Source organism: Nocardioides sp. Root151 (assembly GCF_001427925.1).
Taxonomy (GTDB): domain Bacteria; phylum Actinomycetota; class Actinomycetes; order Propionibacteriales; family Nocardioidaceae; genus Nocardioides.
In genome coordinates, this window is sequence record NZ_LMGG01000007.1 from 869,076 (window position 1) to 893,853 (window position 24,778).

Annotated in this window: 26 protein-coding genes and 2 tRNA genes; 18 read left to right on the plus strand and 10 right to left on the minus strand. The window is 69.8% G+C overall.

Going from position 1 to position 24,778, the window contains the following annotated elements; genetic code table 11:
• The first annotated feature begins 23 nt into the window (after window positions 1-23).
• Window positions 24-3,146, plus strand: coding sequence for a DUF3604 domain-containing protein (locus ASD66_RS21660; protein ID WP_156388841.1), 3,123 nt, complete (start codon window positions 24-26; stop codon window positions 3,144-3,146).
• Here the strand turns inward: ASD66_RS21660 and ASD66_RS21665 are convergent.
• A complete protein-coding gene (locus ASD66_RS21665; protein ID WP_056892195.1) occupies window positions 3,143-4,219 on the minus strand; it encodes an alkaline phosphatase family protein in 1,077 nt (358 codons plus the stop codon). The two genes, ASD66_RS21660 and ASD66_RS21665, sit on opposite strands and share 4 nt — an antisense overlap.
• Window positions 4,220-4,312: 93 nt before the next feature.
• Here ASD66_RS21665 and murI point away from each other — a divergent pair, with 93 nt between their 5' ends.
• The 3 genes from murI to ASD66_RS21680 all read left to right on the plus strand — a co-directional run bounded on the left by murI (window position 4,313) and on the right by ASD66_RS21680 (window position 7,088).
• A complete protein-coding gene (murI, locus tag ASD66_RS21670) occupies window positions 4,313-5,113 on the plus strand; it encodes a glutamate racemase (protein WP_056892196.1) in 801 nt (266 codons plus the stop codon).
• A complete protein-coding gene (locus tag ASD66_RS21675; protein WP_056675432.1) occupies window positions 5,110-5,868 on the plus strand; it encodes an MBL fold metallo-hydrolase in 759 nt (252 codons plus the stop codon). Before murI ends, ASD66_RS21675 begins: the two co-directional genes overlap by 4 nt.
• Window positions 5,869-6,125: 257 nt before the next feature.
• Entirely contained in the window at window positions 6,126-7,088 is a 963-nt protein-coding gene (locus ASD66_RS21680; RefSeq protein ID WP_156388842.1) for a hypothetical protein, read from the plus strand.
• Between the two features lie 196 nt (window positions 7,089-7,284).
• Here ASD66_RS21680 and ASD66_RS21685 read toward each other — a convergent pair whose 3' ends face one another.
• Both ASD66_RS21685 and ASD66_RS21690 read right to left on the minus strand, forming a co-directional pair.
• Complete coding sequence (locus tag ASD66_RS21685; protein ID WP_200950145.1) at window positions 7,285-7,935, minus strand: response regulator; 651 nt, start codon at window positions 7,933-7,935, stop codon at window positions 7,285-7,287.
• Entirely contained in the window at window positions 7,932-9,092 is a 1,161-nt protein-coding gene (locus tag ASD66_RS21690; protein WP_056892197.1) for a sensor histidine kinase, read from the minus strand. The genes ASD66_RS21685 and ASD66_RS21690 overlap by 4 nt, the downstream gene beginning before the upstream one ends.
• A 130-nt stretch (window positions 9,093-9,222) precedes the next feature.
• Between ASD66_RS21690 and ASD66_RS21695 the strand changes: the two genes are divergently transcribed.
• From ASD66_RS21695 to rdgB, 5 genes are all read left to right on the plus strand, one after another.
• Window positions 9,223-10,128 (plus strand): ABC transporter ATP-binding protein, encoded by a 906-nt coding sequence (locus ASD66_RS21695; protein ID WP_056892198.1) that lies wholly within the window; start codon window positions 9,223-9,225, stop codon window positions 10,126-10,128.
• Entirely contained in the window at window positions 10,125-10,916 is a 792-nt protein-coding gene (locus ASD66_RS21700) for an ABC transporter permease (RefSeq protein WP_056892199.1), read from the plus strand. The genes ASD66_RS21695 and ASD66_RS21700 overlap by 4 nt, the downstream gene beginning before the upstream one ends.
• Before the next feature lie 155 nt (window positions 10,917-11,071).
• Window positions 11,072-11,887 (plus strand): SGNH/GDSL hydrolase family protein, encoded by an 816-nt coding sequence (locus tag ASD66_RS21705; RefSeq protein ID WP_056892200.1) that lies wholly within the window; start codon window positions 11,072-11,074, stop codon window positions 11,885-11,887.
• The gene (gene rph, locus ASD66_RS21710) at window positions 11,884-12,603 is read left to right on the plus strand and encodes a ribonuclease PH (protein ID WP_056675469.1); all 720 of its coding nucleotides are present in this window, start codon (window positions 11,884-11,886) and stop codon (window positions 12,601-12,603) included. Before ASD66_RS21705 ends, rph begins: the two co-directional genes overlap by 4 nt.
• A complete protein-coding gene (gene rdgB / locus ASD66_RS21715) occupies window positions 12,596-13,216 on the plus strand; it encodes an RdgB/HAM1 family non-canonical purine NTP pyrophosphatase (protein ID WP_056675473.1) in 621 nt (206 codons plus the stop codon). Before rph ends, rdgB begins: the two co-directional genes overlap by 8 nt.
• Here the strand turns inward: rdgB and ASD66_RS21720 are convergent.
• The 4 genes from ASD66_RS21720 to bcp all read right to left on the minus strand — a co-directional run bounded on the left by ASD66_RS21720 (window position 13,191) and on the right by bcp (window position 15,372).
• The gene (locus ASD66_RS21720) at window positions 13,191-14,078 is read right to left on the minus strand and encodes a bile acid:sodium symporter family protein (protein ID WP_056892201.1); all 888 of its coding nucleotides are present in this window, start codon (window positions 14,076-14,078) and stop codon (window positions 13,191-13,193) included. The genes rdgB and ASD66_RS21720 overlap by 26 nt on opposite strands.
• 40 nt (window positions 14,079-14,118) lie before the next feature.
• Window positions 14,119-14,754, minus strand: coding sequence for a hypothetical protein (locus ASD66_RS21725; RefSeq protein WP_056892202.1), 636 nt, complete (start codon window positions 14,752-14,754; stop codon window positions 14,119-14,121).
• A 22-nt stretch (window positions 14,755-14,776) separates the two neighbouring features.
• Window positions 14,777-14,861: transfer RNA gene (locus ASD66_RS21730), tRNA-Leu, on the minus strand.
• A 37-nt stretch (window positions 14,862-14,898) separates the two neighbouring features.
• The gene (bcp, locus tag ASD66_RS21735) at window positions 14,899-15,372 is read right to left on the minus strand and encodes a thioredoxin-dependent thiol peroxidase (protein WP_056675482.1); all 474 of its coding nucleotides are present in this window, start codon (window positions 15,370-15,372) and stop codon (window positions 14,899-14,901) included.
• A 67-nt stretch (window positions 15,373-15,439) separates the two neighbouring features.
• Here bcp and ASD66_RS21740 point away from each other — a divergent pair, with 67 nt between their 5' ends.
• The 6 genes from ASD66_RS21740 to ASD66_RS21765 are packed head-to-tail and all read left to right on the plus strand — an operon-like array spanning window position 15,440 to window position 18,487.
• Window positions 15,440-16,126 carry an energy-coupling factor ABC transporter permease gene (locus ASD66_RS21740; protein WP_056675485.1) on the plus strand — a complete coding sequence of 229 codons (687 nt, stop codon included), beginning with the start codon at window positions 15,440-15,442 and terminating at the stop codon, window positions 16,124-16,126.
• Window positions 16,123-16,437 carry a PDGLE domain-containing protein gene (locus ASD66_RS25070; RefSeq protein WP_056675488.1) on the plus strand — a complete coding sequence of 105 codons (315 nt, stop codon included), beginning with the start codon at window positions 16,123-16,125 and terminating at the stop codon, window positions 16,435-16,437. The genes ASD66_RS21740 and ASD66_RS25070 overlap by 4 nt, the downstream gene beginning before the upstream one ends.
• A 4-nt stretch (window positions 16,438-16,441) precedes the next feature.
• Window positions 16,442-17,107: a cobalt ECF transporter T component CbiQ gene (gene cbiQ / locus ASD66_RS21750; RefSeq protein ID WP_056675492.1), complete on the plus strand. Its 666-nt coding sequence runs from the start codon at window positions 16,442-16,444 to the stop codon at window positions 17,105-17,107.
• Complete coding sequence (locus ASD66_RS21755) at window positions 17,107-17,862, plus strand: energy-coupling factor ABC transporter ATP-binding protein (protein WP_056675495.1); 756 nt, start codon at window positions 17,107-17,109, stop codon at window positions 17,860-17,862. Before cbiQ ends, ASD66_RS21755 begins: the two co-directional genes overlap by 1 nt.
• Before the next feature lie 49 nt (window positions 17,863-17,911).
• On the plus strand, window positions 17,912-18,160 hold the full coding sequence (locus ASD66_RS21760) for a DUF3618 domain-containing protein (protein WP_235530192.1): 249 nt from the start codon (window positions 17,912-17,914) through the stop codon (window positions 18,158-18,160).
• Between the two features lie 27 nt (window positions 18,161-18,187).
• Complete coding sequence (locus ASD66_RS21765) at window positions 18,188-18,487, plus strand: GroES family chaperonin (protein WP_056679029.1); 300 nt, start codon at window positions 18,188-18,190, stop codon at window positions 18,485-18,487.
• On the opposite strand, the gene ASD66_RS21770 is transcribed toward ASD66_RS21765, so the two are convergent.
• Entirely contained in the window at window positions 18,478-19,152 is a 675-nt protein-coding gene (locus ASD66_RS21770; protein WP_056892203.1) for a Pr6Pr family membrane protein, read from the minus strand. The genes ASD66_RS21765 and ASD66_RS21770 overlap by 10 nt on opposite strands.
• 217 nt (window positions 19,153-19,369) lie before the next feature.
• Between ASD66_RS21770 and ASD66_RS21775 the strand changes: the two genes are divergently transcribed.
• A tRNA-Lys gene (locus ASD66_RS21775) sits at window positions 19,370-19,442 on the plus strand.
• A 100-nt stretch (window positions 19,443-19,542) separates the two neighbouring features.
• Here the strand turns inward: ASD66_RS21775 and ASD66_RS21780 are convergent.
• Window positions 19,543-20,145 (minus strand): DUF4357 domain-containing protein, encoded by a 603-nt coding sequence (locus tag ASD66_RS21780; protein WP_162250905.1) that lies wholly within the window; start codon window positions 20,143-20,145, stop codon window positions 19,543-19,545.
• 109 nt (window positions 20,146-20,254) lie between these two features.
• Here ASD66_RS21780 and ASD66_RS21785 point away from each other — a divergent pair, with 109 nt between their 5' ends.
• A complete protein-coding gene (locus tag ASD66_RS21785) occupies window positions 20,255-21,931 on the plus strand; it encodes an FAD-dependent oxidoreductase (RefSeq protein ID WP_056892204.1) in 1,677 nt (558 codons plus the stop codon).
• Between the two features lie 55 nt (window positions 21,932-21,986).
• On the opposite strand, the gene ASD66_RS21790 is transcribed toward ASD66_RS21785, so the two are convergent.
• Entirely contained in the window at window positions 21,987-23,552 is a 1,566-nt protein-coding gene (locus tag ASD66_RS21790) for a phytoene desaturase family protein (protein WP_056892205.1), read from the minus strand.
• A gap of 138 nt (window positions 23,553-23,690) precedes the next feature.
• Here ASD66_RS21790 and ASD66_RS21795 point away from each other — a divergent pair, with 138 nt between their 5' ends.
• A complete protein-coding gene (locus ASD66_RS21795; RefSeq protein WP_056675511.1) occupies window positions 23,691-24,638 on the plus strand; it encodes a pirin family protein in 948 nt (315 codons plus the stop codon).
• The last annotated feature ends 140 nt before the right edge of the window (window positions 24,639-24,778 follow it).

The following is a 24,778-nucleotide window of genomic DNA, read 5'->3' on the forward strand; positions in this document are numbered from 1 at the left end:
ACCGAGTGAGCGAGGTGCGGAACGTGTCGAGCGACGTCGGCCACGGACACGGGCACGGGCACAGCCACGCCGCGATGTGCGGCGGACTCGACCACTCCGCCGGCGACTACACGCCGCAACAGCAGGCCGACCTCGACCTGGTCCTCGCCTTCAACCGGCGCATGGCCGACGCGATCAAGGCCAGCCTCGACACCCTCGAGACCGAGCGGTACCTCGACCCCGACCCGCTGCGCTACATGTGGGTCGACGAAGGGCAGGGACAGATCCCGAGGGTCATCGCCAAGGCGGGCGAGCTGCTGGCCAGTGCGCCGCAGATCACGGGGCACACCCGCCACGAGGTCGACGTCGTCGAGGGTTCACGACATGCCGCCCGTCCGACGCTCGCGACCGGAGCGGACGGCGCCAGCCTCACCGCCTGGATCGAGTGGATCCCCGACCGGGGTGACATCGTGCGCACCGTCTTCCGACAGGCCGGCGGTGGGACCCGTGAGGATGTCGTGTCCGCCGGGATCGTCGACGTCTTCCGGCCCACCGCAGTCATCGCGGACGACGGCGCACCGTGGGTGTTCTACGGTGCACGGGTCGACGGCCTGGTCGGGGTCTGGGCAACCACCATGGTCGGCGGCTCCTGGACCGACCCGAGCCTGGTCAGCGGCGCCGAGCAGCCTGCGTTCAACCAGGAAGTGGTCACCGACTCGCTCGGTCGGCTGCACCTGGTCTGGCAGGGCCGCAACGAGGACCGGTTCGGCATCTTCCACCGCACCCTCGAGAGCGGGTCCTGGTCGCCCGTCGATCTCGTGACCGACGGGGTCACGGCCAACGTCTGGGACCCGACCGTCGCCGCGTTCGACGACGGGTCGACGGCCCATGGCTGGTCGGAGTACCGCGACGGCGCCTACCGGGTCGTCGTACGGCGTCGTGACGCGGACGGGCGCCTCCACGAGACCGTCGATCTCACCTCCGGCGACGACTACGCCCTGCACCCGCACCTCGCGGTCACTGCCGACCAGCAGCTGTGGTGCGCCTTCGACGTGATCACCGTCTCCGGGCACGGGGGCAGCGGACCGACCAGGCTCCGGCCGGTCGACACACTGGACAGCCACCCCGGTCAGCTCGACGGCATGCGGGAACCCGGCGACAGCGTCCCGCCCGAGCTGCTGCCGGAGGTGGCCGCCTCGATCCGGGTCGTCAACGTCGCCGACGACGGGCTGCGCCAGCCACCCGGAGACCTCGCGCCCCGGCTCAACGTCGTTCCTGCGGGACTCCCGCGGCTCGTGCCGACCGATGACGGCGGCCTCACCGTGTGCTACCGGATCCACCGCCAGCTGCCCCTGATGACCTACTACTGGGAGGTTGCCAGCCAGGCCCTCACCGCCGTGGGTTGGTCGGTGCCCTCCACGTTCAACGACACCGACGGGCCGCTCGAAGAGGTCAGCGTCGCCGCCGTGCCCGGCGGCGCGGTCATGGTCGCCCAGACCGACGCCCGGCTCGAGCGTGCGCTGCAGTGGACCGAAGGGTTCGGCGGCCGCGAATGCCCCTACCTGCTCGAGCACCACGGCTCGGTGATCTGGCACGGCATCCACGGGCTCGGCACGGTGGTCACCGCCCAGCTGGCCGCGGGCGGCCCGGTGCCGACCGCGGAGCGGCTCGCCGAGCTGGTGCCGGTCCGGCAGGTGCTCGTGGAGGACCTCCGCACCGAAGCGAGGCGCTGGGTCTCCGGGGTGCCGAAGGAGCGATACGTCACCTCGGTCGGCGACCGCGAGCTCACGCTCTACTGGGGTGACCTGCATCGGCACTCGTTGGTGAGCCGCTGCACCGCCGGCGACGAACCCTCGCTGGAGGACTTCTACCGCTACGCGTGGGACGTCTGCGACTACGACTTCTGGGCGGTGACCGACCACTCCGAGAACTCCAGCGACTACCAGTGGTGGTCGATCCAGAAGATCGCCGACCTGTTCCACATCCCCGGCCGATTCGTCCCGCTCTACGGCTTCGAGTGGACGTCGGCCGACTCGGGCCACCAGAACGTCATCTTCGGTGACGTCGAGCGGGGCGCACCGATCTTCTCCGCCTTCGCCGACGGCACCACCGACCCCGACGGGCTGTGGGCGGCGTTGGCAGAGCACCCGGAGTTCCCGGCGATCACGATTCCGCACCATCCCGGCGCGGCGATGGTCAACAACGACTGGGACTACCACGACCCGCGGTTCAGTCGGCTCGTCGAGGTCTTCCAGGCCTGCCGCGGCAACTACGAGTCCGACGGCTGCTTCCGTCAGTACGCCGACGGCACCCGTCAGGGCACCTTCGCGCTCGACGGCCTCAAGCGTGGCCACAAGTTCGGTCTGATCGCCTCCTCCGACCACGGCCACGGCGCCAGCTATGTCGGGGCCTTCTCCGGTTCGCTCCAGCGGGCCGACGTCTTCGAGGCGCTCCACGAGCGGCGTACCTTCGCGGCCACCACCCGCGACGTCCTCCTCGACGTCCGTATGGGTGAGACCTTCATGGGGGAGGAGGCGCCGGCCGGGGCCGAGCGCACCTTCACCATCCACGCCGCGGGTTACACCGATCTGGCCCGGATCGACATCATCCGCAACGGCGAGGTGGTCCATCAGGTCACACCAGACCTCGGTCTCCCCGACGGTTGGTTGACCGTCCCGCTCCGCGTGGAGTGGGGTGGCGCCGACGTCACCACGACCTGGAGCGGCTCGGTGCAGGTCACCGACGGCGCCGTCGTCCAGACCTCGCACGTGGGTCCGGAGGTGACCGCGGTGACCGACACGAGCCTTCACTGGGAGGCCGAGACCCGCAGCTTCGGGGAGCCGTACGGCGCCCAGCGTGGCGGTGTCGAGGTCACCTTCGTGGGGCCGCCGACCGCCGTGATCCGCCTCGGCGTCCAGGGTCGCGGAGCGACGGTCGAGCTGGCGGCACTGCACGCGACGCTGGCCGAAGGGCGAGCCTGGGAGGTTGCGGGAGGTCCGGGCCACCTGCGGCTGCAGCCAGGCGTCGGTGGGTTGGCCTCGCTCGGTGCCCGCGAGGCCGACCTGACCTGGACCGACGACTTCGCGGACAATGCCTTCTACTACACGCGGGTCTTCCAGACCGACGGGGAGATGGCCTGGTCCTCGCCGATCTGGGCGTTGTCCTAGCGCGTGAGCAGGGCCTGGTCGAAGTTGAGCTCGCTGCCGGGCACCGGGCCGAGGTCGACCAGGCTGGTCGACAGGTTGGCCACGTCAGCGTTGCGGATCGGCTGCTTGGCGGCGGCGTACGTCGGTCGCGCGAAGCCGGGAGTGGCGAACGCCCGGTTCAGGTCGTAGAGCCGGGCGCCCCGCTTCACGCCGGCGCCCCAGACCACGAACGGCACCCGGTAGTTCGCGAACGACCTGATGTCGCTGTGCCCGTTGGGGCCCTCGCCACCGTGGTCGGCGGTGAGCACCACGGTGAGGTGCTCGAGCAGCTCCGGGTGGGTGTTGATCGTGTGGATGAGCTCGCCCAGGCGCTGGTCGGTGGCCTTGACCGCCTGCATGTAGGCGGGGGACATGAAGCCCTTCGCGTGGCCGACGTCGTCGGGGCGGGAGAGATGCAGGAACGTGAAGGCGCGCGGGTGCGCGACCAGGTCGGCACGCACCGACCGCACCAGCTCACGGTTGTCGAGGTTGACGGTGAACCGGTCGACGGCACCCGGCCACGACCGCTTGAAGATCGCGAACTTCTGCTTCGACGCGAACAGGGCGGTGCTGAGGTCGTGGTTGTGGAACACGCTGAACACCGACGCGACCGGGTGGCCGGCCGCCTGCTGGACGGTGCGGTGGTTGTCGTCGTTGAAGTCGACGCCGTGACCGCCACTCGACCGCGAGACGCGCCGTCCGGTGATCATGCCGGTGTGGTTCGGCAGGGTGAGCGTGCGCTCGAACTCGGTGCGCGCGTTGCTGGTCGCGGCGCCGTTCTCCATCATGCGGTGGAAGTTCGGCGTACCGGCCTTGCCCAACGTGTCGAGGGCCTCGGCGTTCAGGCCGTCGACGGAGATGGCCAGCACGTAGTGCGTGGGGTTGGTGGCGCGCCCGGCGGCGGCCCTCTGGGGCGCCTGGCGCAGCGCGATGGAGTCCCCGGAGTCGGCCGATCCGTTCGATCCGGCCGACTCGTGACCGGCACAGGCGGCCGTCGGGAGGAGCAGGAGCAGGGTCGTCGCGAGGGCGGTGCGGGCGTTCCGAGAGAAGAGCACGGCACGACCCTAACCCCCACGTGACCCGCGCCATTGGTGATGTGGATCGCCATTGGCAGCAATCGTCGGGGGATCCGTCTAGATTGTTCGATCATGGTGGAGCGACCCATAGGCATCTTCGACTCGGGCTTCGGCGGACTGACCGTTGCCCGCTCAGTGATCGACCAGTTGCCCCACGAATCGATCCTGTACGTCGGCGACACCGCACGCCAGCCCTACGGTCCCAAGCCGATCGGCGAGGTCCGCGAGTATGCGCTCGAGTGCCTCGACCACCTCGTCGACCAGGGCGTGAAGGCACTGGTCATCGCCTGCAACAGCGCCAGCGCCGCGATGCTCCGCGACGCCCGCGAGCGCTACGACGTTCCCGTGGTCGAGGTGATCTACCCGGCCGCCCGTCGTGCCGTGGCGGCCAGCCGCACCGGCCGGATCGGCGTGATCTGCACCCGCGCGACCGCCGACTCGCTGGCCTACGACGACGCGTTCGCCGCCGCACCGCACGTCGAGCTGTTCACCCGCGCGTGCCCGCAGTTCGTCGACTTCGTCGAGCAGGGCATCACCGCCGGCGACGACCTGATCTCGCACGCCCACGACTACCTCGACCCGCTGGTCTCCGAGGGCATCGACACGTTGATCCTGGGCTGCACCCACTACCCCCTGCTCACCGGCGTCATCTCCTACGTGATGGGCGACCAGGTCACCCTGGTCAGCAGCGCCGAGGAGTGCGCAAAGGACGTCTACAAGCTGCTGGTCCGCAACAACCTGGTGCGCGCCTCGGGCGAGCCGTCGTACCGCTTCGTGACCACCGGCAACCCCGGCGACTTCGAGACGATCGGTCGCCGGTTCCTCGGCCCGGAGCTGCACGTGGCCAGCCAGTTCGTGGGGGTGCGCGGATGAAGCTCACCGTCATCGGCTGCTCCGGCTCCTACCCGGGTCCTGACTCGCCGGCCAGCTGCTACCTGGTGGAAGAACAGTTCGAGGGTCGCACCTGGCGGATCCTGCTCGACCTCGGCAACGGCGCGCTCGGCGAGCTGCACAACCATGTCGACCCGCTGACCATCGACGCGGTCCTGCTCAGCCACCTGCACGCCGACCACTTCATGGACCTCTGCGGCTACTACGTGATGCGCAAGTACCACCCCCTCGGAGCCCAGCCGCAGATCCCGGTCTGGGGACCGGCCGGTACGGCGGACCGGCTGTCGGTCTCCTACGACCTGCCGCTCGACCCTGGCATGCACGAGGAGTTCGACTTCCGCGAGTACCCCACCACGTCTTTCGAGTTCGGGCCGTTCACCGTCCAGGCCGTGGAGGTCGTGCACCCGGTGCCGGCGTACTCCCTGCGCGTCACCAGCAACGACCGGCTGCTGGTCTACACCGGTGACTGCGGCCCGTGCGACGGACTCGACCGCGCCGCCGACGGTGCCGACCTGCTGCTGGCCGAGGCCGCGTTCTGCGACGGCGACGAGAACCCCGAGGACCTGCACCTCACCGGGGTCGAGGTCGCCGAGCTCGCCCAGCGCGCCGGCGCCGCCCACCTCGTGCTCACCCACATCCCGCCGTGGCACGACAAGCAGATCGCGTACGCCGAGGCGAAGTCGATCTGGGAGGGCCCGCTCGACCTGGCCCACACCGGCGCGACGTACGAGGTCTGAGCCGAACGACCGTCGCTCGCTGGCTGCGCGGCGCCGCCTGACCCGGATCGTGCACGTGCATGATCCGGGTCGCCCTTTCACCGGAATGCGTGTCACAACTCGACACCTGCATGATCGTGGTCGCTCGACGGACGCGTGCCGTGCCCGTCCACCGGTGCACGCTCGAACCAGCGGCACCGGCTGCCCGCCCGAAGGGCTGAGCACCGGCCCTGTGGATGACGCCGGCAGGGCACCTCGAATCGCGACATGCTGCCGGGATGAAATCGACGACTGGCACTGGCGCCGCGACCACGGCAACCGACTCCGACCTCGACACCCGTCGTCCCTTCACCCGGGCGGACGCCCTCGCCGCGGGCATTTCCCCGCGCCAGTTGCGCGGCTCGCGCTTCCGGCGCATCTTCCGGTCGGTGCTCATCGACGCCTCGGTGGTGGTGACTCCCCGCGTGCACGCCGAAGCCGCCTGGTGCGTGTTCGACCCCGAACAGTCGTTCCTCAGTCACACCTCGGCGGCCCGGATGCACGGCGTACCCATCCCGACCCTGCCCGACGAACACGTCACCGTCCTGCATCCGAACCTGCGTCGACCACGGCCCGGGATCGTCTGCCACGTGGTCTCGCAGGCCAAGGTGATCGTGCGCGACGGCATCCGGGTCTCCGCACACGCACAGATGTTCGTCGAGCTCTCATCCCTGCTGCCGCTCGTCGATCTGGTGGTCGTCGGCGACAACCTGGTGCGCACTGGTCGGGTCACGCTGGCCGACCTGGTCAACTTCTGCGAGACCGCGCAGCTGCCGTATGCCGCCAAGGCACGTCACGCCGCCAGCCTCGTGCGCGACCGCGTGGACTCGCCGATGGAGACCCGTCTGCGCCTGCTGATCGTCCTGGCCGGACTGCCCGAGCCGCAGGTCAACCTGTCGCTGCGCACGGTCGACGGTGAGGTGGTGCGGCGCTACGACCTCAGCTATCCGGAGGTGCGGGTGATCATCGAGTACGACGGGCGCCACCACATCGAGCGCATCGACCAGTGGGAGGCAGACCTCGAGCGGCGCGAGGCGATCGACGACGACCATTGGCGCATCCTGGTGATCGTGGCCGCCGACATCTTCAAGAGGCCGGAGCGCACCCTGGGACGCATCGTCCGGCTGCTGCGGTCGCGTCGACTGCCGGGCCTGCCGCGCCGGCTCTCCGACGACTGGCGCCCAAACTTTCCCGGACGCTGAGACCTGAGTGACGACCGCCGGCCTCGCGGGCGCTGACCCGGATCGTGCACGTGCATGATCGTGGTCGCCTTTTCGGCGATTCGTGTGTCACAACGCAACACCTGCACGATCGTGGTCGCCCGCGCGGTCGCCGCTCGCCGCTCGCCGCTCGCCGCTCGGCCGAGGCGACCTGACGCGCGCGGCGTACGGCCGAGGCTCAGACCAGGCCGGCGTCGTGCACGCAGATCGCGATCTGCACCCGGTTGGTCGCGCCCAGCTTGTCGAAGAGCCGGGAGACGTGCGCCTTGACGGTCGGGACCGAGAGGTAGAGCTCGCCGGCGATGTCTGCGTTGCTGAGCCCGCGACCGACGGCCACGGCCACCTCACGTTCGCGGTCGGTCAGCGTGGCCACCCGGATCTGGGCTGCCTCGGCGCGACCGTCGGGGGCGTCGGACCGCACCTGGCGGATCAGGGTCGCCGTGGCCGAGGGGGAGAGCATCGGCTCGCCGTCGGCCACCTTGCGGATCGCGGCGACGATCTCCGGTGGCGGGGTGTCCTTGAGCACGAAGCCGTCGGCGCCCGCGGCCAGGGCGCCGACCACGTGGTCGTCGGCGTCGAACGTGGTCAGCACGATCACCCGCGGCGGCGACGGGTCGGCGTGCAGCTCGCGGGTGGCCTCGAGCCCGCTGAGCACCGGCATGCGGATGTCCATCAGCACGACGTCGGGGCGTTCGCGTCGGGCCATGGCGACGCCGAGGCGGCCGTTCTCGGCCTCGCCGATCACCTCGATGTCGGCCTGGCCGCCGAGCATCAGGGTCAGTGCGGACCGCACCAACGGATCGTCGTCGACGATGAGAACCCGGATCACGCGGACCACGGTATCCAAGCCTGCAACAGGAACATCGAGCCGTCCTTGCGGAACGTGAGCCGTCCGCCGCCGAGCTCGGCGCGTTCGGTCAGTCCGACCAGGCCGAGTCCCGCTCCGGGCGCCGATGCGTTGGTGCCGAAGCCGATCGGGTTGCGGATGCGCACGTCGATGCCCTCGTCGGGGGTGCCGGCCAGGTCGACGAACACGGTGGTGCCCGGTGCGTGCTTGCGGGCGTTGGTCAGCCCTTCCTGGACGATGCGGTAGATGGTGCGGCCCGCCGCGGTCGGCACGTCGCCGTCGTCCACGTGTGCGGCGTACTCGATGTGCATGCCCGACTCGCGGGCGTCCTCGATCAGCTCGGCCACGTCGTCGTACGTCGGTTGCGGACGGTCGAGCAGGTCGCCGGTGCCGGGGTCGCGGAGCACGCCGAGCACGGCGCGCAGGTCGATCAGCGCCTGGTTGGCCTGTTCCTGGACGACCGATGCGGTGGCGCGCATCTCGTCGGCGGTGAGGTCCGTGCGGAAGGCCAGCGCACCGGACTGCATGGAGACCTGTGAGATGCGGTGGGCCAGCACGTCGTGCATCTCGCGGGCGATGCGGGCACGCTCGTCGCCACGCGCCTTGCCCACACGCAGGTCGCGCTCGTCCTCGGCCCGTTCGGCGCGGTCGCGCAGCGTCCACAGCAGCTCCCGACGCGAGCCGATGAACATGCCCCACGCCAGTGTGGCGGCGACGAACACGGTGTTGACGGTGAGGTTGAGCCAGTACGGGTCGTCGTCGTACGACGGCTGCGACACCGAGTAGAACTGGGCGGCCGCCAGGCCCACGACCCCCACCGGCACCAGTTCGCGCAGTCGACGGCGGGTGGCCATGGACACGGTGGCCAGGGTGGCCGGCCCACCCGCGACGCCGGAGACCGAGGCGAGCGCATTGGTGATCAGGGCGATGGCCAGGGGATACCTGCGCCGCAGGTGCAGCAGCAGGTAGGAGACCAGGCCCACGACGAGGTCGACCCAGAACAGGATCCGCTGCTCGCGCCACTGGAACGCGAGGTACGGGCTCCAGGCCAGGGCGCTGATCGCCAGCACACCGACGTACCGCCAGAACGACGACCACTTGGTCAGCGGCGGCTGGTAGAGGTCGGGGGAGGCGGGCACTCGTCAACCCTAGGCCCAGACGAGTGCGCTGAGGATCCGTCCCGCGTCGGCGACGCCCCCTACTTTGGTCGCGTCGGAAGCATCCTGTGGGCCGATGTGCGCAGCGGCCTGGACCGGTTGACTTGTCGTCATGATCAAGGTCGAGAACCTCACCAAGAAGTACGGCGACTTCACCGCCGTCAACGACATCAGTTTCGTGTCCCAACCCGGACGCGTCACCGGCTTCCTGGGCCCGAACGGCGCAGGCAAGAGCACGAGCATGCGGATGATGGTCGGCCTCACCAAGGCCGACGCCGGCTCGGTCACCATCGGCGGACACGACTACATGGACATCCCCAACCCGGGCCGCCATGTCGGCGTGCTTCTCGACGCCTCGGCGCAGCACGCCGGCCGCACCGGCCGCGAGGTGCTCGCGCTGAGCGCCGCGACGATGGGCCTGCCCGCCTCGCGCGTCGACGAGATGCTCCACCTGGTCTCGTTGACCGACAGCGAGGCCAAGCGCCGGGTGAAGAACTACTCCCTCGGCATGCGGCAGCGGCTCGGTATCGCGAACGCGCTGATGGGTGACCCGTCGGTGCTGATCCTCGACGAACCCGCCAACGGTCTCGATCCGGCCGGTATCCGCTGGATGCGCGGTCTGCTCAAGGGGTACGCCGACCGTGGCGGCACGGTGCTCCTGTCGAGCCACCTGCTCCACGAGGTCCAGATGATCGCCGACGAGCTGGTGATGATCGGCCGGGGCGAGATCGTCGCCCAGGGGACGCCGGAGGAGCTGCTGCGCGACAGCGGCACCTTCTTCCGTGCCCTCGAGGCCGACCAGCTGGTCAAGGCCCTTGCCGACAACGGCATCCAGGCCGCGCCGGTCGCCGACGGCTTCCGCACCGACGCCGAGCCCGTGCAGGTCGGCAAGGTCGCCGCCGAGCACCAGATCACCCTCGTCGAGCTGAAACTGGCCGACGGCGGCCTCGAAGACCTCTTCCTCGAGCTCACTGCCGAGACCCAGCGCGAGACCTACACCGAAGGAGGCCAGAAGTGAGCACGGCAACCGCCCCCGTCCAGGCCGGAGACCCCGGCTACATCGACATCTCCGACAGCCACCGGCCCTCGTTCCTGCGTCTGGTCGGCGTCGAGATCCGCAAGATGACCGACACCAAGGCCGGCCTGTGGCTGCTGATCGTGATCGCCGCCGTGACGGTGATCATCAACGCCGCCTTCCTGATCTGGGGACCCGACGACCTCACGTTCAACGACTTCCTCCAGTTCTCCGGCATGCCCCAGGGCATCCTGCTGCCGGTGCTGGCGGTGCTGCTGGTCACCCAAGAATGGGGCCAGCGCACAGGACTGGTCACCTTCAGCCTGGTGCCGCACCGTGGCCGGGTGCTGGTCGCGAAGCTCGCTGCGGCGATCGTGTTCGTGCTCGCTGCCTTCGCGGTGGCGGTGCTGATCGCCACGGTGCTGACCCCGATCAGCGGGGCCCCGGACGGCTGGGACGGTGTCTCCGTCGGCTGGCTCTCGCGCTCGATCCTGGCTCTCGTGATCGGCGCGGTCTGGGGCTACGCCTTCGGTGCCGCACTGCTCAACAGCGCCTTCGCGATCGTGTCCTACTTCGCGGTGCCGATGGTGGTCAGCATCGTGACCGCGATCTGGACCTCCGCCCAGGAGAAGCTGCTCTGGTTCGACCTGTCGACCTCCTCGACGCGGCTCTTCGAGTCGGACGGCCTCTCTGGCGAGGAGTGGGCGCAGATCGGCACCGGAGTGCTTCTCTGGATCGCCCTGCCGCTGGCGATCGGCGTCTGGCGCATCCTGCGCGCCGAGATCAAGTAGGCGCCACCTCGATCTGACCGGAGCCGGTCTCCCGAAACGGGGGGAGACCGGTTCCGGTCATTTCGGTGAACCGGCGGGCAGGCTGTTCATGCAGTGTTGCCGGACGTGACGCGGCGACGCCGGTTCGTCGTACCGGGGGACCCCACGCTGGAGGCATGCGGTCCTACGTGCGGTTCGCGGCGCTGGGTGACTCGACGACTCACGGCATCGGTGACCCGGTGCCGGACGGCTGGCGTGGCTGGGCCCGCCTGCTGGCCACCGCCATGGACTCCGGGCACGACATCTCGTTCTGCAACCTCGCCGTCTCGGGCGCGACCGCGACCGACGTACGCGACGGGCAGCTGCGAGCCGCACTGGCCCACCAACCCGACGTCGCCTCCCTGGTGGTCGGCATCAACGACACCATGCGCTCCACGTGGCACCCGCCGCGGATGCGGGCCGAGCTCTTCGAGTGCGCCGACGCCCTGCACGGCTCGGGCGCGCTGCTGCTGACCGCGCGATTCCACGACCACGGTGCGATCTTCGGGCTGCCCGGCGTGCTGCGCCGCGCGCTGTGGCGACGGATCGAGGCGGTCAACGCGATCTACGACGAGATCCACGAGACGTACGACGGGGTGCGGGTCGACCTGGCTGCCCTCCCGCAGACCCACGAACGCGTCTTCTGGTCGGTCGACCGGCTGCACCCCTCGGAGCTGGGCCACCGTGCACTGGCCCGTGCGTTCGGTGCCGGACTGCTCGAGCACGGACTCGATTTCGAGCTGCCGTCCGCGACGAGCGACGGACTGTTCCTCCCGAACTGGCGCTCCGACCTCGCCTGGATGGTCACCGAGGGCGCGCCCTGGATCGGTCGACGGGCCCGCGACCTCGGGCCGTGGGCGGTGCGGAGGGCGCTGGTCGAGCCGCGCACGCAACGGCCTGCCGCACCCGCCGTGCCGGTGGTCGGGCCCGGCCTCGTTACGCTCGACCCATGACCCGAGCTGACGGCCGTGCCGACGACGAACTCCGCCCCATCAAGATCACCCGTGACTGGCTGGACCACCCGGCCGGATCGGTGCTGGTCGAGTTCGGCCGCACCCGCGTGCTGTGTGCCGCCTCCGCCTCCGAGGGCGTGCCGCGGTGGCGCAAGGGCTCGGGCCTGGGCTGGGTGACCGCCGAATACGCGATGCTGCCGGCCTCGACGAACACGCGTTCCGACCGCGAGTCGGTCAAGGGCCGCATCGGCGGCCGCACCCACGAGATCTCCCGCCTGATCGGCCGGTCGCTGCGCGCGGTCATCGACTACAAGGCGCTCGGTGAGAACACCATCCAGCTCGACTGCGACGTGCTCCAGGCCGACGGCGGCACCCGCACCGCCGCGATCACCGGGGCGTACGTCGCCCTGGCCGACGCCTGCGCACACCTCGGTGTGACCGGTGCCCTGACCGGTTCTGTCGCCGCGGTCAGCGTCGGCATCATCGACGGCGTGCCGCGGCTCGACCTGCCCTACGAGGAGGACGTGCGCGCCGAGACCGACATGAACATCGTGATGACCGGCACCGGCTCCTTCATCGAGGTGCAGGGCACCGCCGAGGGCGCCCCGTTCAACCGCGCCGAGCTCGACGCGCTGCTCGGCCTCGGCGAGAAGGGCTGCGCCGACCTCACCCGTCTGCAGACCGAGGCGCTGGCGGTGGAGCGGCAACGTGCCTGAGGTCTTCCTCGCCTCGCGCAACGCGAAGAAGCTGGAGGAGATGCAGCGCATCCTCGCGCCGCTGATCCCCGACATCCGTGTGCTGGGCCTCGACGACGTGCCGGCGTACGACGAACCGGTCGAGGACCAGCCGACGTTCGAGGGCAACGCACTCCTGAAGGCGCGGGCAGGGGTCGAGGCCACCGGCCTGCCGTCACTGGCCGACGACTCCGGGCTCTGCGTCGACGCGTTGAACGGCATGCCCGGCGTGCTGTCGGCGCGTTGGTCGGGCCCGCCGAAGTCCGATGCGCGCAACAACGAGCTGCTGCTGGCGCAGTTGGAGGACGTGCCGGACGCTCGACGTACGGCCTTCTTCACCTGCGCGGTGGCGCTGTGCCACCCGGTCGGCGACGGCAAGGTCGACCAGCACGTGGTGCACGGCCGCATGGACGGCCACATCCTGCGCGAGGTGCGCGGGACCGGCGGCTTCGGCTACGACGTGCTCTTCACCGCCGACGGGTACGACGTCACGACCGCCGAGCTGTCACGCGAGGAGAAGGACGCGATCTCCCACCGGGGCAAGGCGTTGCGCGAGATCGCACCGTTGGTCAGCCGCGTGCTGTCGGGGCGCTGACCGGCTCGTCGCGACGGAGCAGCCGCACCAGCGTGAGGCCCCACAGCGTCGCGAGGACGAACATCACGATCGAGTAGACCGCGGCCGGGACCGACGCCTCCGTGCTCTCGAGGATCTCGACCGCGACGAAGATCGCCAGGGTGCCGTTGTGCACCCCGATCTCCATCGACGAGGCGATCGCCTGGCGTTCGATCACGCCGAACGCCCGGGGCACGAAGTAGCCGGTGAGCAGGCTGATCGCGCAGAACAGTGCGGCCACCAGCCCGACGTCGCCGAGGTAGTCGACCACGTTGTCGCGCTGGTCGACGAGGATGGCGAGCACCAGTGCGGCGAGGATGATCGCGGAGGCGACCCGCACCGGCTTGTCCATGGCGGCCGCGAAGGACGGCTTCCTGTCGCGCACCAGCATGCCGATGCCGACCGGGATCAGCACGATCGCGAACACCTGCACGACCTCGCCGATCGGCATCGAGATGCTGTCGCCCTTGTCGTAGTGGTCGATCGCGAGGTTGGTGATCAACGGCAGGGTGACGATCGAGATGATCGAGTTGATCGCCGTCAGCGAGATGTTCAGCGCCACGTCTCCGCGGAACAGGTGGCTGAACAGGTTGGCCGTCGTACCACCGGGGGAGGCGGCCAGCAGCAGCATGCCGATGGCGAGCAGGGCCGGCAGGTCGAAGGCGAGCACGAGCCCGAAGCACACGGCCGGCAGGAGCAGCAACTGGCAGGCCAGCGCGATCGCCACCGCCTTGGGGTTGCGGCCGATCCGCTTGAAGTCCGCAATGGTCAGGTCGAGGCCGAGCCCGAACATGATGATGCCGAGGGCGAGGGGCAGGCCGATCGTGGTCAGCGCGGAGTCCATGCCCGGACTATAGGGACAAAGCAGACCGGGCGGACCGGAATCAGGCCCAGGCCCAGCTGTCCAGGATCGTCGTGAAGGCAGCGAGGGCGTCGTCCTCGTAGCTCGGCGGCGTGCTCAGCACGATCGTGTAGGTCTGCTCGTCAACGACGACGAGGTACGCCGTCGAGGCCACCCGCTTGCCGCGTGCGTTGGACTCTTCGAGGCGTACGCCGATCGCGTCGTACCCGCCGATGCTCGTGGCCGGGACCTCGGTCCGGGCGTGGTCGCCCGAGGCGAGGCCGGCCTCCCACGTGGAGCGGAGCGACTCGAGGTCGGTCTCGTCGGTGGTGTCGCCCAACTGCACGATCACGTTGGCCAACAGGTCGTCCAGGTCATCTCCCCAGACAGCGCCGGTGTCCGTGGTGGGCAATCCCCCCTCGGTGCGCAGGGCCTCGGTCTGGTCGGTCCACTCGTCGGGCAGCGCATAGCTGTAGCCACGTCCCTCGATGATCTCGGCATCGGCAGGCCGCTCAGGGGTGACGGTCGGAGAGGTCGACTGACTGATCTCGTCAGGGGAGTCCGAGGAGTCCTCGGTCAGGTTGGCGACCAGGAGCCCGATCACCACCAGCAGTGCGAGCACTGGCCCGATCACCCCGAAGCGCAGCCAGCCCGGCCGCGCATAGGGGTCTCTGCTCACTGCATCTCCTGGGAAGTCTTGCTGGTGCCGGAGGGGGGACTTGAACCCCCACGCCCTAGGGCACAGGTACCTAAAACCTGCGTGTCTGCCAATTCCACCACTCCGGCCGGCCCCGAGAGTCTAGGACCGTGGGTGCGCGAGAACTCAGTCGAGGGCGAGGTCGCGACGCAGCTTCGCCACGTGGCCGGTGGCCTTGACGTTGTACTGCGCTACCTCGACGTTGCCGCCCTCGTCGATCACGAAGGTCGAGCGGATCACGCCCTGCACGACCTTGCCGTAGAGCTTCTTCTCACCGAATGCGGCGTACGCCGACAGCACCGACTTGTCGGGGTCGGAGAGCAGGGTGATGGTCAGCCCGTCGCGCTCGCGGAACTTCGCGAGCTTCTCCGGCTTGTCGGGCGAGATGCCGAGCACCTCGTAGCCCGCCGCCTTGAGGGAGTCGAGCGAGTCGGTGAAGTCGCAGGCTTGCTTGGTGCAGCCCGGCGTCATCGCGGCCGGGTAGAAGTAGACGATCACCTTGCGGCCGCGCAGGTCGGCCAGGGAGACCTGGTCGCCGGTGTCGGACGTGAGGGTGAAGTCGGGTGCGGGGTCTCCGGGGGAGAGGCGCTGCTCGCTCAAGGTAGGGGTCCTCCTGACCGTTCGGACAGTTGTTGCACACCATGTGCAATAACGTAGGCTGCGCAGTATGCACGTACCTGATGGATTCCTCGACGCTCCCACGTCGATCGCGACCGGTGTCGTGGCCGCGGCCGGTGTGGCCGTCGCCCTGCGGGGGGCGCGCAAGGAACTCGATGACCGTACCGCCCCGCTCGCCGGCCTGGTCGCCACGTTCGTGTTCGCGGCCCAGATGATCAACTTCCCGGTCGCCGGCGGCACCAGCGGACACCTCCTCGGCGGCGTGCTCGCCGCGGTGCTGGCCGGCCCGTTCACGGCCGTGCTGTGCCTGAGCGTCGTACTCCTCGTGCAGGCCCTGCTGATGGCCGACGGTGGCGTGACCGCACTCGGCACCAACATCACGCTGATGGGCATCGTCGGCGTCGTCGCCGGCTGGCTGGTCTTCCGCGGCGTCCTCTCCGTGCTGCCCAAACGCAGGTCGATGGTCGCGCCCGCCGCCGCCGTCGCGGCCCTGGTCAGTGTGCCAACCGCGGCCCTGGCCTTCACCGCCCTGTTCGTCATCGGCGGCACCGCACCGGTCGACTCGGGCAAGGTGCTGGTCGCGATGGTCGGCTGGCACGTCGTGATCGGCATCGGCGAGGCCGTCATCACCGCCCTCGTGGTCGGCTCCGTCGTCGCGTCCAGGCCCGACCTGGTGTACGGCGCCCGCCACCTCCTCGCCGACCGTGAGCTCGAGATCCGTAAGGCAGTCGCATGAAGTCCCGCAAGTTCTTCGCCGTGTTCCTCCTCGTCTCCCTGCTGGTGGCGGGTGTGGGCAGCTACTACGCCAGCTCCCACCCCGACGGGCTCGAATACGTCGCGGCCAAGACCGGGTTCGGCGACTCCGCCAAGGACTCCGCCACCTCCGACAGCCCCTTCGCCGACTACGGCGTCAAGGGCGTCGACAACGCGCGACTCAGTGGCGGGCTGGCCGGCGTGGTCGGCACGCTGACCGTGCTCGTCCTGGCCGGCGGACTCTTCCTCGTCGTACGCCGCCGCTCCGGCGACCGCACCGGCGACGAGGCCTGACGCGATGGGTGCCGGGCACGGGCACCGGCTCTTCTTCCACGGCCACAGCCCGATCCACCGCGCGCCCGCGCACTGGAAGCTCGTCGCGCTGCTGGCCTTCATGCTCACCGTCGTGGCCACGCCGCACCACTGGTACGCCGCCTTCGGTGGCTACGCGCTCGTCCTGGTGACGGTGATCCTGACCTCGCGGGTGCCGCTGCTCTACATCGCACGACGCATGGTGGTCGAGGTGCCGTTCGTGTTCTTCGCGGTGCTGATGCCGTTCATCGCCACCGGTCCGCGCATCGACGTGCTCGGCGTCAGCGTCTCCGAGCCGGGCCTCGTCGCGGCCGGCGGCTTCCTGGCCAAGGCCACCCTCGGCGTGGTCGCCTCACTGACCCTGGCCGCCACCACCGAACCCGTCGACCTGCTCCGCGGCCTGCGCACGCTGCGGATGCCCGACCAGATCGTCTCGATCATGAGCTTCATGATCCGCTACCTCGACGTGGTCACCGACGAGCTGCGCCGTATGGTCACCGGCATGCGATCCCGTGGCTGCGACCCGCGCTCACCGCGGCACTGGCCGATGCTGGCCCGCACCCTCGGGGCGTTGTTCATCCGCTCCTACGAGCGCGGTGAGCGTGTCCACCTCGCGATGCTGTCGCGCGGCTACGACGGACGGATGCCCTGATGGCCACCCCCGTGCTCGACGTACGCGGCCTCGCGTTCGCCTATCCCGACGGCCACCAGGCGCTGTTCGGCGTCGACCTGCACGTGCACCGCGGCGAGCGGGTCGCCCTGCTCGGCCCCAACGGTGCCGGCAAGACCACGCTGGTGCTCCACCTCAACGGCATCCTGACTGCCGGCGCCGGATCGGTGGCGGTCAGCGGCATGCCGGTCGAGCAGAAGAACCTCAAGGAGATCCGGCGACGCGTCGGCATCGTCTTCCAGGACCCCGACGACCAGCTGTTCATGCCGACGGTGCGCCAGGACGTCGCGTTCGGCCCGGCCAACCAGGGCATCAAGGGCGCCGCCCTCGACGCCGTGGTGATGGAGGCGCTCGAGCGGGTCGGGATGGCCGAGTTCGTCGACCGGCCGCCGCACCACCTCTCGTTCGGCCAGCGTCGGCGGGTGGCGGTGGCGACCGTGCTGGCGATGGAGCCCGAGATCCTCGTGCTCGACGAGCCGTCGTCCAACCTCGACCCGGCCTCGCGCCGCGAGCTCGCCGACATCCTGCGCTCGCTCGACGTGACGGTGCTGATGGTCACCCACGACCTGCCGTATGCCCTCGAGTTGTGCTCGCGCTCCGTCGTGCTCCACGGAGGTGTGGTCGCCGCCGACGGTGCGACGTACGACGTGCTGACCGACGACGCGCTGATGGCGGCGAACCGACTGGAACTCCCGTTCGGCTTCGACCCGCGCAGCATTGGTAACGTTCCCCACTGACGCACCAGCTGCATCCAAACCTTTCGGCGGACGAACCAGGAGATTGATCGTGGCGAACGAGATCAGCTCGATCGAGAGCGAGATCGAGCAGACGCGGGAGCGGCTTGCCAAGACCATCGACCAGCTCGCCTACCGTGCGCACCCCAAGACGATCGTCAGCCGCGAGGTGGCCTCGGTGAAGGCGCACTTCGTCGACGTGAACACCGGCGCCCCGCGCACCGACAACATCCTCAAGGTCGTCGGCGGCGTGGTCGGCGTCATCGTCCTGTTCGGCGTGATCCGCAAGGTCGTCAACTGACCCGTGAGTGACAAGACCCCGATCAAGATGCTGCACGACCGCATCCTGGTCGAACTCGACAAGGACGCCGGCGAACGACGTTCCTCCGGCGGCATCGTCATCCCCGCCACCGCGGCGATGGGTGGTCGTCGACTGGCGTGGTCGAAGGTCGTCGGAGTCGGCCCGCACGCCCGTGCCGTCGAGATCGGCGACCGGGTGCTCTTCGACCCGGAGGAGAAGGCCGAGGTCGAGGTCAACGGCGAGGTGTACGTCGTGATGCGTGAGCGCGACGTCCACGCCGTCGCCGCCGACCGGCTGGCCGACGAGTCGACCGGCCTCTACCTCTGAGCCGGCTCCCGCTCCTGGGCGGGCCTGACCGGTAGTCGCCGGTCGAGCCACGACGCGCCCGCGAAGAGCGCCAGCATCAGCACGGTGACACCCGCGCAGTTGGCCAGTACGACGGCGTACCCGTGCTCGTCGACGTCGATGAACGGATAGGGGTACCAGTTCGCGAACGGTCCGCGCACCAGCGTGTAGACCAGCCAGAACACCGGCAGCACCAGGAACGGCACGAGGCGCCCGATGCGGCCGCGTGGTCCGAACGCCAGCCAGCCGATGGTGGCCAGGAGGGGCACCACGACGTGCAGCAGCTTGTCGGCCAGCCAGTCGGCGCCGCCGAGGTCGAGGATCGGGCGGAGCAGGAAGAAGTGCACGATGCCGCCACCGAGGCAGAGCACGACCGCATTCAGTCGCAGCGCTCTCCAGGCGGGCCCGCCGTCACGGAACGGGTCCCTCACGAGGGTGGCCGAGGACCACGCGACCAGTGCGTTGCTCCAGATCGTCAGGTAGCTGACGAACCGGATCAGGCGAGTCCCGAGGTCCGGTTGCTCGGTCTCGTCGAGCACCGCGTTGCCCTGCACGATCAGCACGAGCTGGAGCACGAGCGCCGCGGTCGTCACGACCGCGGTCAGCAGGTGCCAGGCGCTGGCGGAGCGATCCGAGGTGGCTGCCATGAGCCTGAGCCTAGGGCCGGCGACTGGCGCGCGCACGAGTTTCCGGCACGCGTCGCGCCCTCAGCGAGAGTCGCGATTCGTACCACTCGAGGCGCTGGGTTGGTACGAATCGCGACTCTCGGCGACTCCGGCGACGAGGGTGCCGGAGCCCACACCGAACCGGGCTCGTCTCGATTTTTCTGTGGGGTCACCGGCTGCTAAAGTTTCTCTCGCGCAAGCGGCATTAGCTCAATTGGCAGAGCAGCTGACTCTTAATCAGCGGGTTCGGGGTTCGAGTCCCTGATGCCGTACAAGCCAGAAGGCCGGATCCCTCGGGATCCGGCCTTCTGCGTTCTTGTCGCACGTCGAGCGACCCGGATCGTGCACGTGCACGATCGTGGTCGCCCGGCGTCAGTCGTCGGTGGTGTCGGTGGGCTCGCCTGACTCGTCGCCGCCGCGCCCGGTCCCGGCACGCCGGCCGCGACCTTCGCCCCGCGACCGCCCTTCGCCGCGCGACCGGCCCTCGCCCCGCGCGCGACCGCGACCCTGTGGCCGCTCCTCGCGCAGGGCCATCCAGGCATCGCGCAGGCTGTCGCCGGTGCGTTCGATGCGCCAGTTGGTCCAGCCGTTGGCGTCGTACCCGTTGAGCGCCTTGCCGGCGCCCGAGGGGGAGTCGTGCAGGGTGTCGTCGTCGAGCCTGATCTGACCGTCGTCGGTGATCGTGGCGTGGAACTCCTCGCCGGAGCGGGGGCGCGACCACACCAGGCGGTCGCCCGGAGTGAGGGCGCCGGACTCGACGAGCAGGGAGAGACGGTTGCGGCGCGGGCCGCGCTCACCGTCGTGTCGGCCGTGTCCGCGTGGGTGGCCGCCACGGCGGGGGCCACGCTCGGGCTCGGGTGCCTCGGGCAGCTCGAGCAGGCGGCGGAGTACGGCGTTGGGGGTGTCCACGAACGGCTTGGCCTGTTCCTGGAGCAATGCGTAGACCTCGTGGTCAATTCGGATCGTGGGAGTCATCTGCATCTACCTTTCTCGCATCTGACTGGTGGAGGTGCAAGATCTTGTCTTGCCAGAACAGTGTGACAGACAAAAAGACAAAAGACAACAGTGGCGCTAGGCTCACCCCGTGAACGACGCTGCCCGCCCGGTGATCCTGCTCGTCTCCGAGACCCGCTGTGACTTCCTGGTCGATGAGTTCGGCCGCTACGCCCGCGACTACGACCTGCGACAGGCCACGACCGCCGCCGAGGCCGAGAAGGTCGCGGAGCAGGTCTGCGCCGCCGGGGGACAGGTGGCAATGTTCGTCAGCGAGTCGGTGCTCCCCGACGCCAGCGTGATGGCCGCGTTCGGGCGGTGGCGCGCCGTCGTGCCGACCGCACGCCGGCTGGTGGCCGCGCACTGGGAGCGGTTCCGCCTCGACGCCGACGCCCTGCGCGGAGGACTCGCCGCCGGCAAGTACGACGCGTATCTCCTGATGCCGCGCGGGGTCCGCGACGAGGAGTTCCACACCGCGGTCACCGAGCTGCTCTCCGACTGGGGCTCGACGGTCGCTGCTCCCGAGGTCGCGGTCGTGCGCATCGTGACGCCGTACGTCGACTCGCTGGTGCTGTCCCTGCGCGACTTCCTCGACCGCATGGGCCTGCCCAATCGCACCTTCTCTCCTGAGGACCAGGTCGGCGCTGCAGTCGTCGCGGGGCTCGACGGCGAGCCGGCGTACCCGCTGGTCGACGCCTTCGACCGGGCGCCCGTGACGGTCCGGTCGGTGCATGACCTGGCGATCACGATCTACGGGCAGCCGGCCGACATCGACGTCGACACGGTGGTCGACCTGGCCGTGGTCGGCGCCGGACCGGCCGGCCTCGCGACCGCGGTGTACGGCGCATCGGAGGGCCTGACCACGGTCGTCATCGAGGCCGAGGCGATCGGCGGACAGGCCGGCACCAGCTCGATGATCCGCAACTACCTCGGCTTCCCGCGGGGCATCTCCGGCATGCGGCTGGCGCAGAGGGCGCGCAGCCAGGCGATCCGCTTCGGCACCCGTTTCTTCACCGGGTGGCCGGTGACCGGCCTCGACGTGGGCGCCGCCGGTGAGCCGCACGTCATCCACACCGACGGCGGCACGCTGCGCGCCCGGGCGGTCGTGATCGCCACCGGCGTCAGCTACCGCAAGCTGCGGGTCGAGCCCCTCGAGGCGCTGACCGGCTCCGGTGTCTTCTACGGCGCCGCGATGACCGCCGCGCGCGAGATGACCGGGCGCGAGGTGTTCGTCGTCGGCGGCGGCAACTCGGCCGGACAGGCCGCTGTGCACCTGGCCCGCTTCGCGCGGTCCGTGACGATCCTGGTGCGACGTGCCGGGCTGGCCGAGACGATGTCGGACTACCTGATCCGCGAGATCGACTTCAACCCGCGGATCCAGGTCGAGGCCGCCTCCGAGGTCGTCGACGGCGGTGGCGACGGTCGCCTGGAGTGGCTCGGCATCCACCGCATCACCACGGGCGAGGTCGAGCGTCGTGAAGCAGCCGGGTTGTTCCTGCTGCTCGGCGCGGAGCCGCACTGCGAGTGGGTGCCCGACGTGATCACCCGCAGCGACGACGGCTACGTGCTCACCGGCCGCAACACCTCACGCGACACGTGGGTCGACGGCATGCCTCCGCCCGGGCTGGCCACGAACGTGCCGGGCGTCTTCGCGGTCGGCGACATCCGCGACGGGTCGATGAAGCGGGTCGCCTCCGCCAGCGGTGAGGGCGCGTCCGTCGTACCCCTCGTCCACGCCTGGCTCGCCGAGGACCCCACCCCCGATTGACGCGAACCGTGGGTTCTTGACGCGCGAGCCGTGGATTGTTGTCGTACGCCGACCCTCAGCGCGCTGCCAGAACGGTCTGTGCGGCGTTGTGCCCGCCGAGCCCGGAGACCGCACCACCCCGACGTGCACCCGAGCCGCAGAGCAGCAGGTTCTCGATGTCGGTCGCGACGCCCCACTGCTGGGCCGGCGTCTCGAGCATCGCCCGGTTGGAGGCCCACGGCCATTCGAGGTCGCCGTGGAAGATGTGCCCGCCGGGCATGGCGAGATCGGCCTCGATGTCCTGCGGCACCTTGGCCTCGATGCACGGCCTGCCGTCGACGTCGAGGGCCACGCACTCCTCGATCGGAGTGACCAGGTGCTCGTTGAGCGACGCCAACGCGCGTGAGACGGCGAGGTCCTTGTTGCGCGGGTCCTCGAAGAGCGTGGCCGGGGTGTGCAGCCCGAAGTAGGTCAGCGTGTGGCCCTCGAAGGAACCCAGGATCGACGGGTCGGTCAGCGAGTGGCAGTAGACCTCGCCCGGCATCTGGCTCGGCACCTGCCCGGCGGCGGCCTCGGCGTATGACCTCTGCAGCTGTGAGTAGTCCTCCGACAGGTGCAGGGTGCCGGCGAACGCGACCGCAGGATCCATGCCCGACCTGAGCTCGGGCAGTCGGTCGAGCAGGAAGTTGATCTTCAGCTGGGCGCCGACCGGCTTGGTCTCCGGCTCCGGCTCCTCACCGAGCAGGATGCGCAGCACCCACGGCGCGACGTTGGCGAGGACGTGGCCGGCCGTCACCGTGTGGTGCGCCTTGCCGTCGTGCCAGGTGACCTCGCCGGTGGTGCCGTCGCTCCTGATCGAGCTGACACCGGCGCCGGTGAGCACCTCGGCGCCCGCGTCGACGGCCGCCTTCAAGAGGGCGTCGGTGACCGCGCCCATGCCGCCCACGGGCACCCGCCACTCGCCGTCCCCGTTGCCGATCAGGTGGTAGAGGAAGCAGCGGTTCTGGATCAGCGACGGGTCGTGCAGGTCGGCGAACGTGCCGATCAGCCCGTCGGTCGCCACCACGCCGCGCACGGTGTCGTCGGTGAAGCGTCGCTCGACCGAGGCGCCGAGAGGCTCCTTGGTGAACTCGCGCCACAGGTCGGCGTCCACGCCCGCCGCCAGTGCGGACTCCTTCTGCAACGGTTGGAGCAACGTGGGTGAGATCGCGGCGGCCAGCGTGCCGATGTCGGCGTAGAACCTGCACCACGCGTCGTACTCGTCGTGCGAGCCGGTCAGCTTCTTGAACGACTTGCGGGTGGCCTTGCCCTCGGGCCGCTCGGCGAGCAGGCCGCCGGCGCGACCGTCGCGCAGCCAGGGCGTGTACGACGCGGTGGTGCGCGAGCGCAGGTCGAGGGAGAGGCCCAGGTCGCTGACCAGCTCCTGCGGCATCAGCGAGACCAGGTAGGAGTAGCGCGACAGTCGGGTGTCGTGACCGCTGAACGCGACCTTGGAGACGGCGGCACCCCCGGTGGCCGGCAGCCTCTCGAGCACGAGCGTCGACAGTCCGGCGCGGGCCAGGTACGCCGCGGCGGTGAGTCCGTTGTGGCCGCCACCGACGATGACCACGTCGTACGACGACCTGCTGCTGGCTGAAGTCATGCGCCGAGACTAGCCGCGTACGACGCAGGAGCACGCGGCGTGGCGCGGCGGGTTGAGGAAGACGGACCGGCGGGTCGAAACCACGGTGAGGTACGGCGGGGCGGTGACCTGCCTGCAAAGTCGGACTACCGTGGAGACATGCCTGCCGTCACCGTCGACGACCTCACCGTCCTGCACCGCATCAAGGGCCCCGGCCTGGGCGACCAGCCGCGTCCGGTGACCTCCGTGTCCACCGCGCCGCAGGGCTACGAGGGTGAGGGATTCCCCGTACGTCGCGCATTCGCGGGCATCGACATGCGACAGCTCGACCCGTTCATCATGATGGACCAGATGGGCGAGGTCGACTACGCGCCGGGGGAGCCGAAGGGGACGTCGTGGCACCCGCACCGCGGCTTCGAGACCGTCACCTACATCATCGACGGCCAGTTCGACCACCAGGACAGTCACGGTGGCGGCGGCACGATCACCAACGGCGACACCCAGTGGATGACGGCCGGCGGTGGCATCCTGCACATCGAGGCACCGCCCGAGTGGCTGGTCGTCAAGGGTGGCCTGTTCCACGGCATCCAGCTCTGGGTGAACCTGCCCAAGGACGCCAAGATGACGCCCCCGAAGTACCAGGACCTGCGCGCCAGCACTGTCGCGCTGGCCACCTCGCAGGACGCCGGCGCCCTGGTGCGCATCATCGCCGGCGAGGTCGACGGGCAGGGTGGACCCGGGGCGACGTACACCCCGATGACGCTGGTCCACGCCACGATCGAGCCCGGTGCCCGGCTCGACCTGCCCTGGCCGGTGGAGTTCAACGCGTTGGCCTACGTGCTCGGTGGCCACGGTTCCGTCGGCATCGACGCGCATCCGGTGCAGATGGGGCAGGCGGCCGTGCTCGGGGCGGGGGACTACGTCACTGTCACCGGTGCCGAGCGACAGGAGAGTCGTACGCCGGCGCTCGACGTGATCATCGTCGGAGGCCGCCCCATCGGTGAGGCGCTGGCCTGGGCCGGCCCGTTCGTGATGAACACCAAGGCCGAGGTGATGCAGGCCTACGAGGACTTCCAGAAGGGTCGGTTCGGCCACCCGCAGCCCTGAGTGGGTTCTGGTTCTCCAGAAGCAGGCCGCGAGAGTTGCAGTTTGTACGTGTGGGCCGCTCCGAGAGGTGCAAACTGCAACTCTCGGCGTGCTGACCTGCCGGCGCTCGGCGTGAGCTCTTCAAGCACGCGGCCGTGGTC

Bases quoted from the DNA above. Each gene is read 5' to 3' on its own strand.
- murI (WP_056892196.1), top strand. From the start codon at position 4,313: ATGGTGGAGCGACCCATAGGCATCTTCGACTCGGGCTTCGGCGGACTG.
- ASD66_RS21675 (WP_056675432.1), top strand. From the start codon at position 5,110: ATGAAGCTCACCGTCATCGGCTGCTCCGGCTCCTACCCGGGTCCTGAC.
- ASD66_RS21680 (WP_156388842.1), top strand. From the start codon at position 6,126: ATGAAATCGACGACTGGCACTGGCGCCGCGACCACGGCAACCGACTCC.
- ASD66_RS21695 (WP_056892198.1), top strand. From the start codon at position 9,223: ATGATCAAGGTCGAGAACCTCACCAAGAAGTACGGCGACTTCACCGCC.
- ASD66_RS21705 (WP_056892200.1), top strand. From the start codon at position 11,072: ATGCGGTCCTACGTGCGGTTCGCGGCGCTGGGTGACTCGACGACTCAC.
- rph (WP_056675469.1), top strand. From the start codon at position 11,884: ATGACCCGAGCTGACGGCCGTGCCGACGACGAACTCCGCCCCATCAAG.
- ASD66_RS21720 (WP_056892201.1), bottom strand. From the start codon at position 14,078: ATGGACTCCGCGCTGACCACGATCGGCCTGCCCCTCGCCCTCGGCATC.
- ASD66_RS21740 (WP_056675485.1), top strand. From the start codon at position 15,440: ATGCACGTACCTGATGGATTCCTCGACGCTCCCACGTCGATCGCGACC.
- ASD66_RS25070 (WP_056675488.1), top strand. From the start codon at position 16,123: ATGAAGTCCCGCAAGTTCTTCGCCGTGTTCCTCCTCGTCTCCCTGCTG.
- cbiQ (WP_056675492.1), top strand. From the start codon at position 16,442: ATGGGTGCCGGGCACGGGCACCGGCTCTTCTTCCACGGCCACAGCCCG.
- ASD66_RS21755 (WP_056675495.1), top strand. From the start codon at position 17,107: ATGGCCACCCCCGTGCTCGACGTACGCGGCCTCGCGTTCGCCTATCCC.
- ASD66_RS21765 (WP_056679029.1), top strand. From the start codon at position 18,188: ATGCTGCACGACCGCATCCTGGTCGAACTCGACAAGGACGCCGGCGAA.
- ASD66_RS21770 (WP_056892203.1), bottom strand. From the start codon at position 19,152: ATGGCAGCCACCTCGGATCGCTCCGCCAGCGCCTGGCACCTGCTGACC.
- ASD66_RS21780 (WP_162250905.1), bottom strand. From the start codon at position 20,145: ATGACTCCCACGATCCGAATTGACCACGAGGTCTACGCATTGCTCCAG.
- ASD66_RS21790 (WP_056892205.1), bottom strand. From the start codon at position 23,552: ATGACTTCAGCCAGCAGCAGGTCGTCGTACGACGTGGTCATCGTCGGT.
- ASD66_RS21795 (WP_056675511.1), top strand. From the start codon at position 23,691: ATGCCTGCCGTCACCGTCGACGACCTCACCGTCCTGCACCGCATCAAG.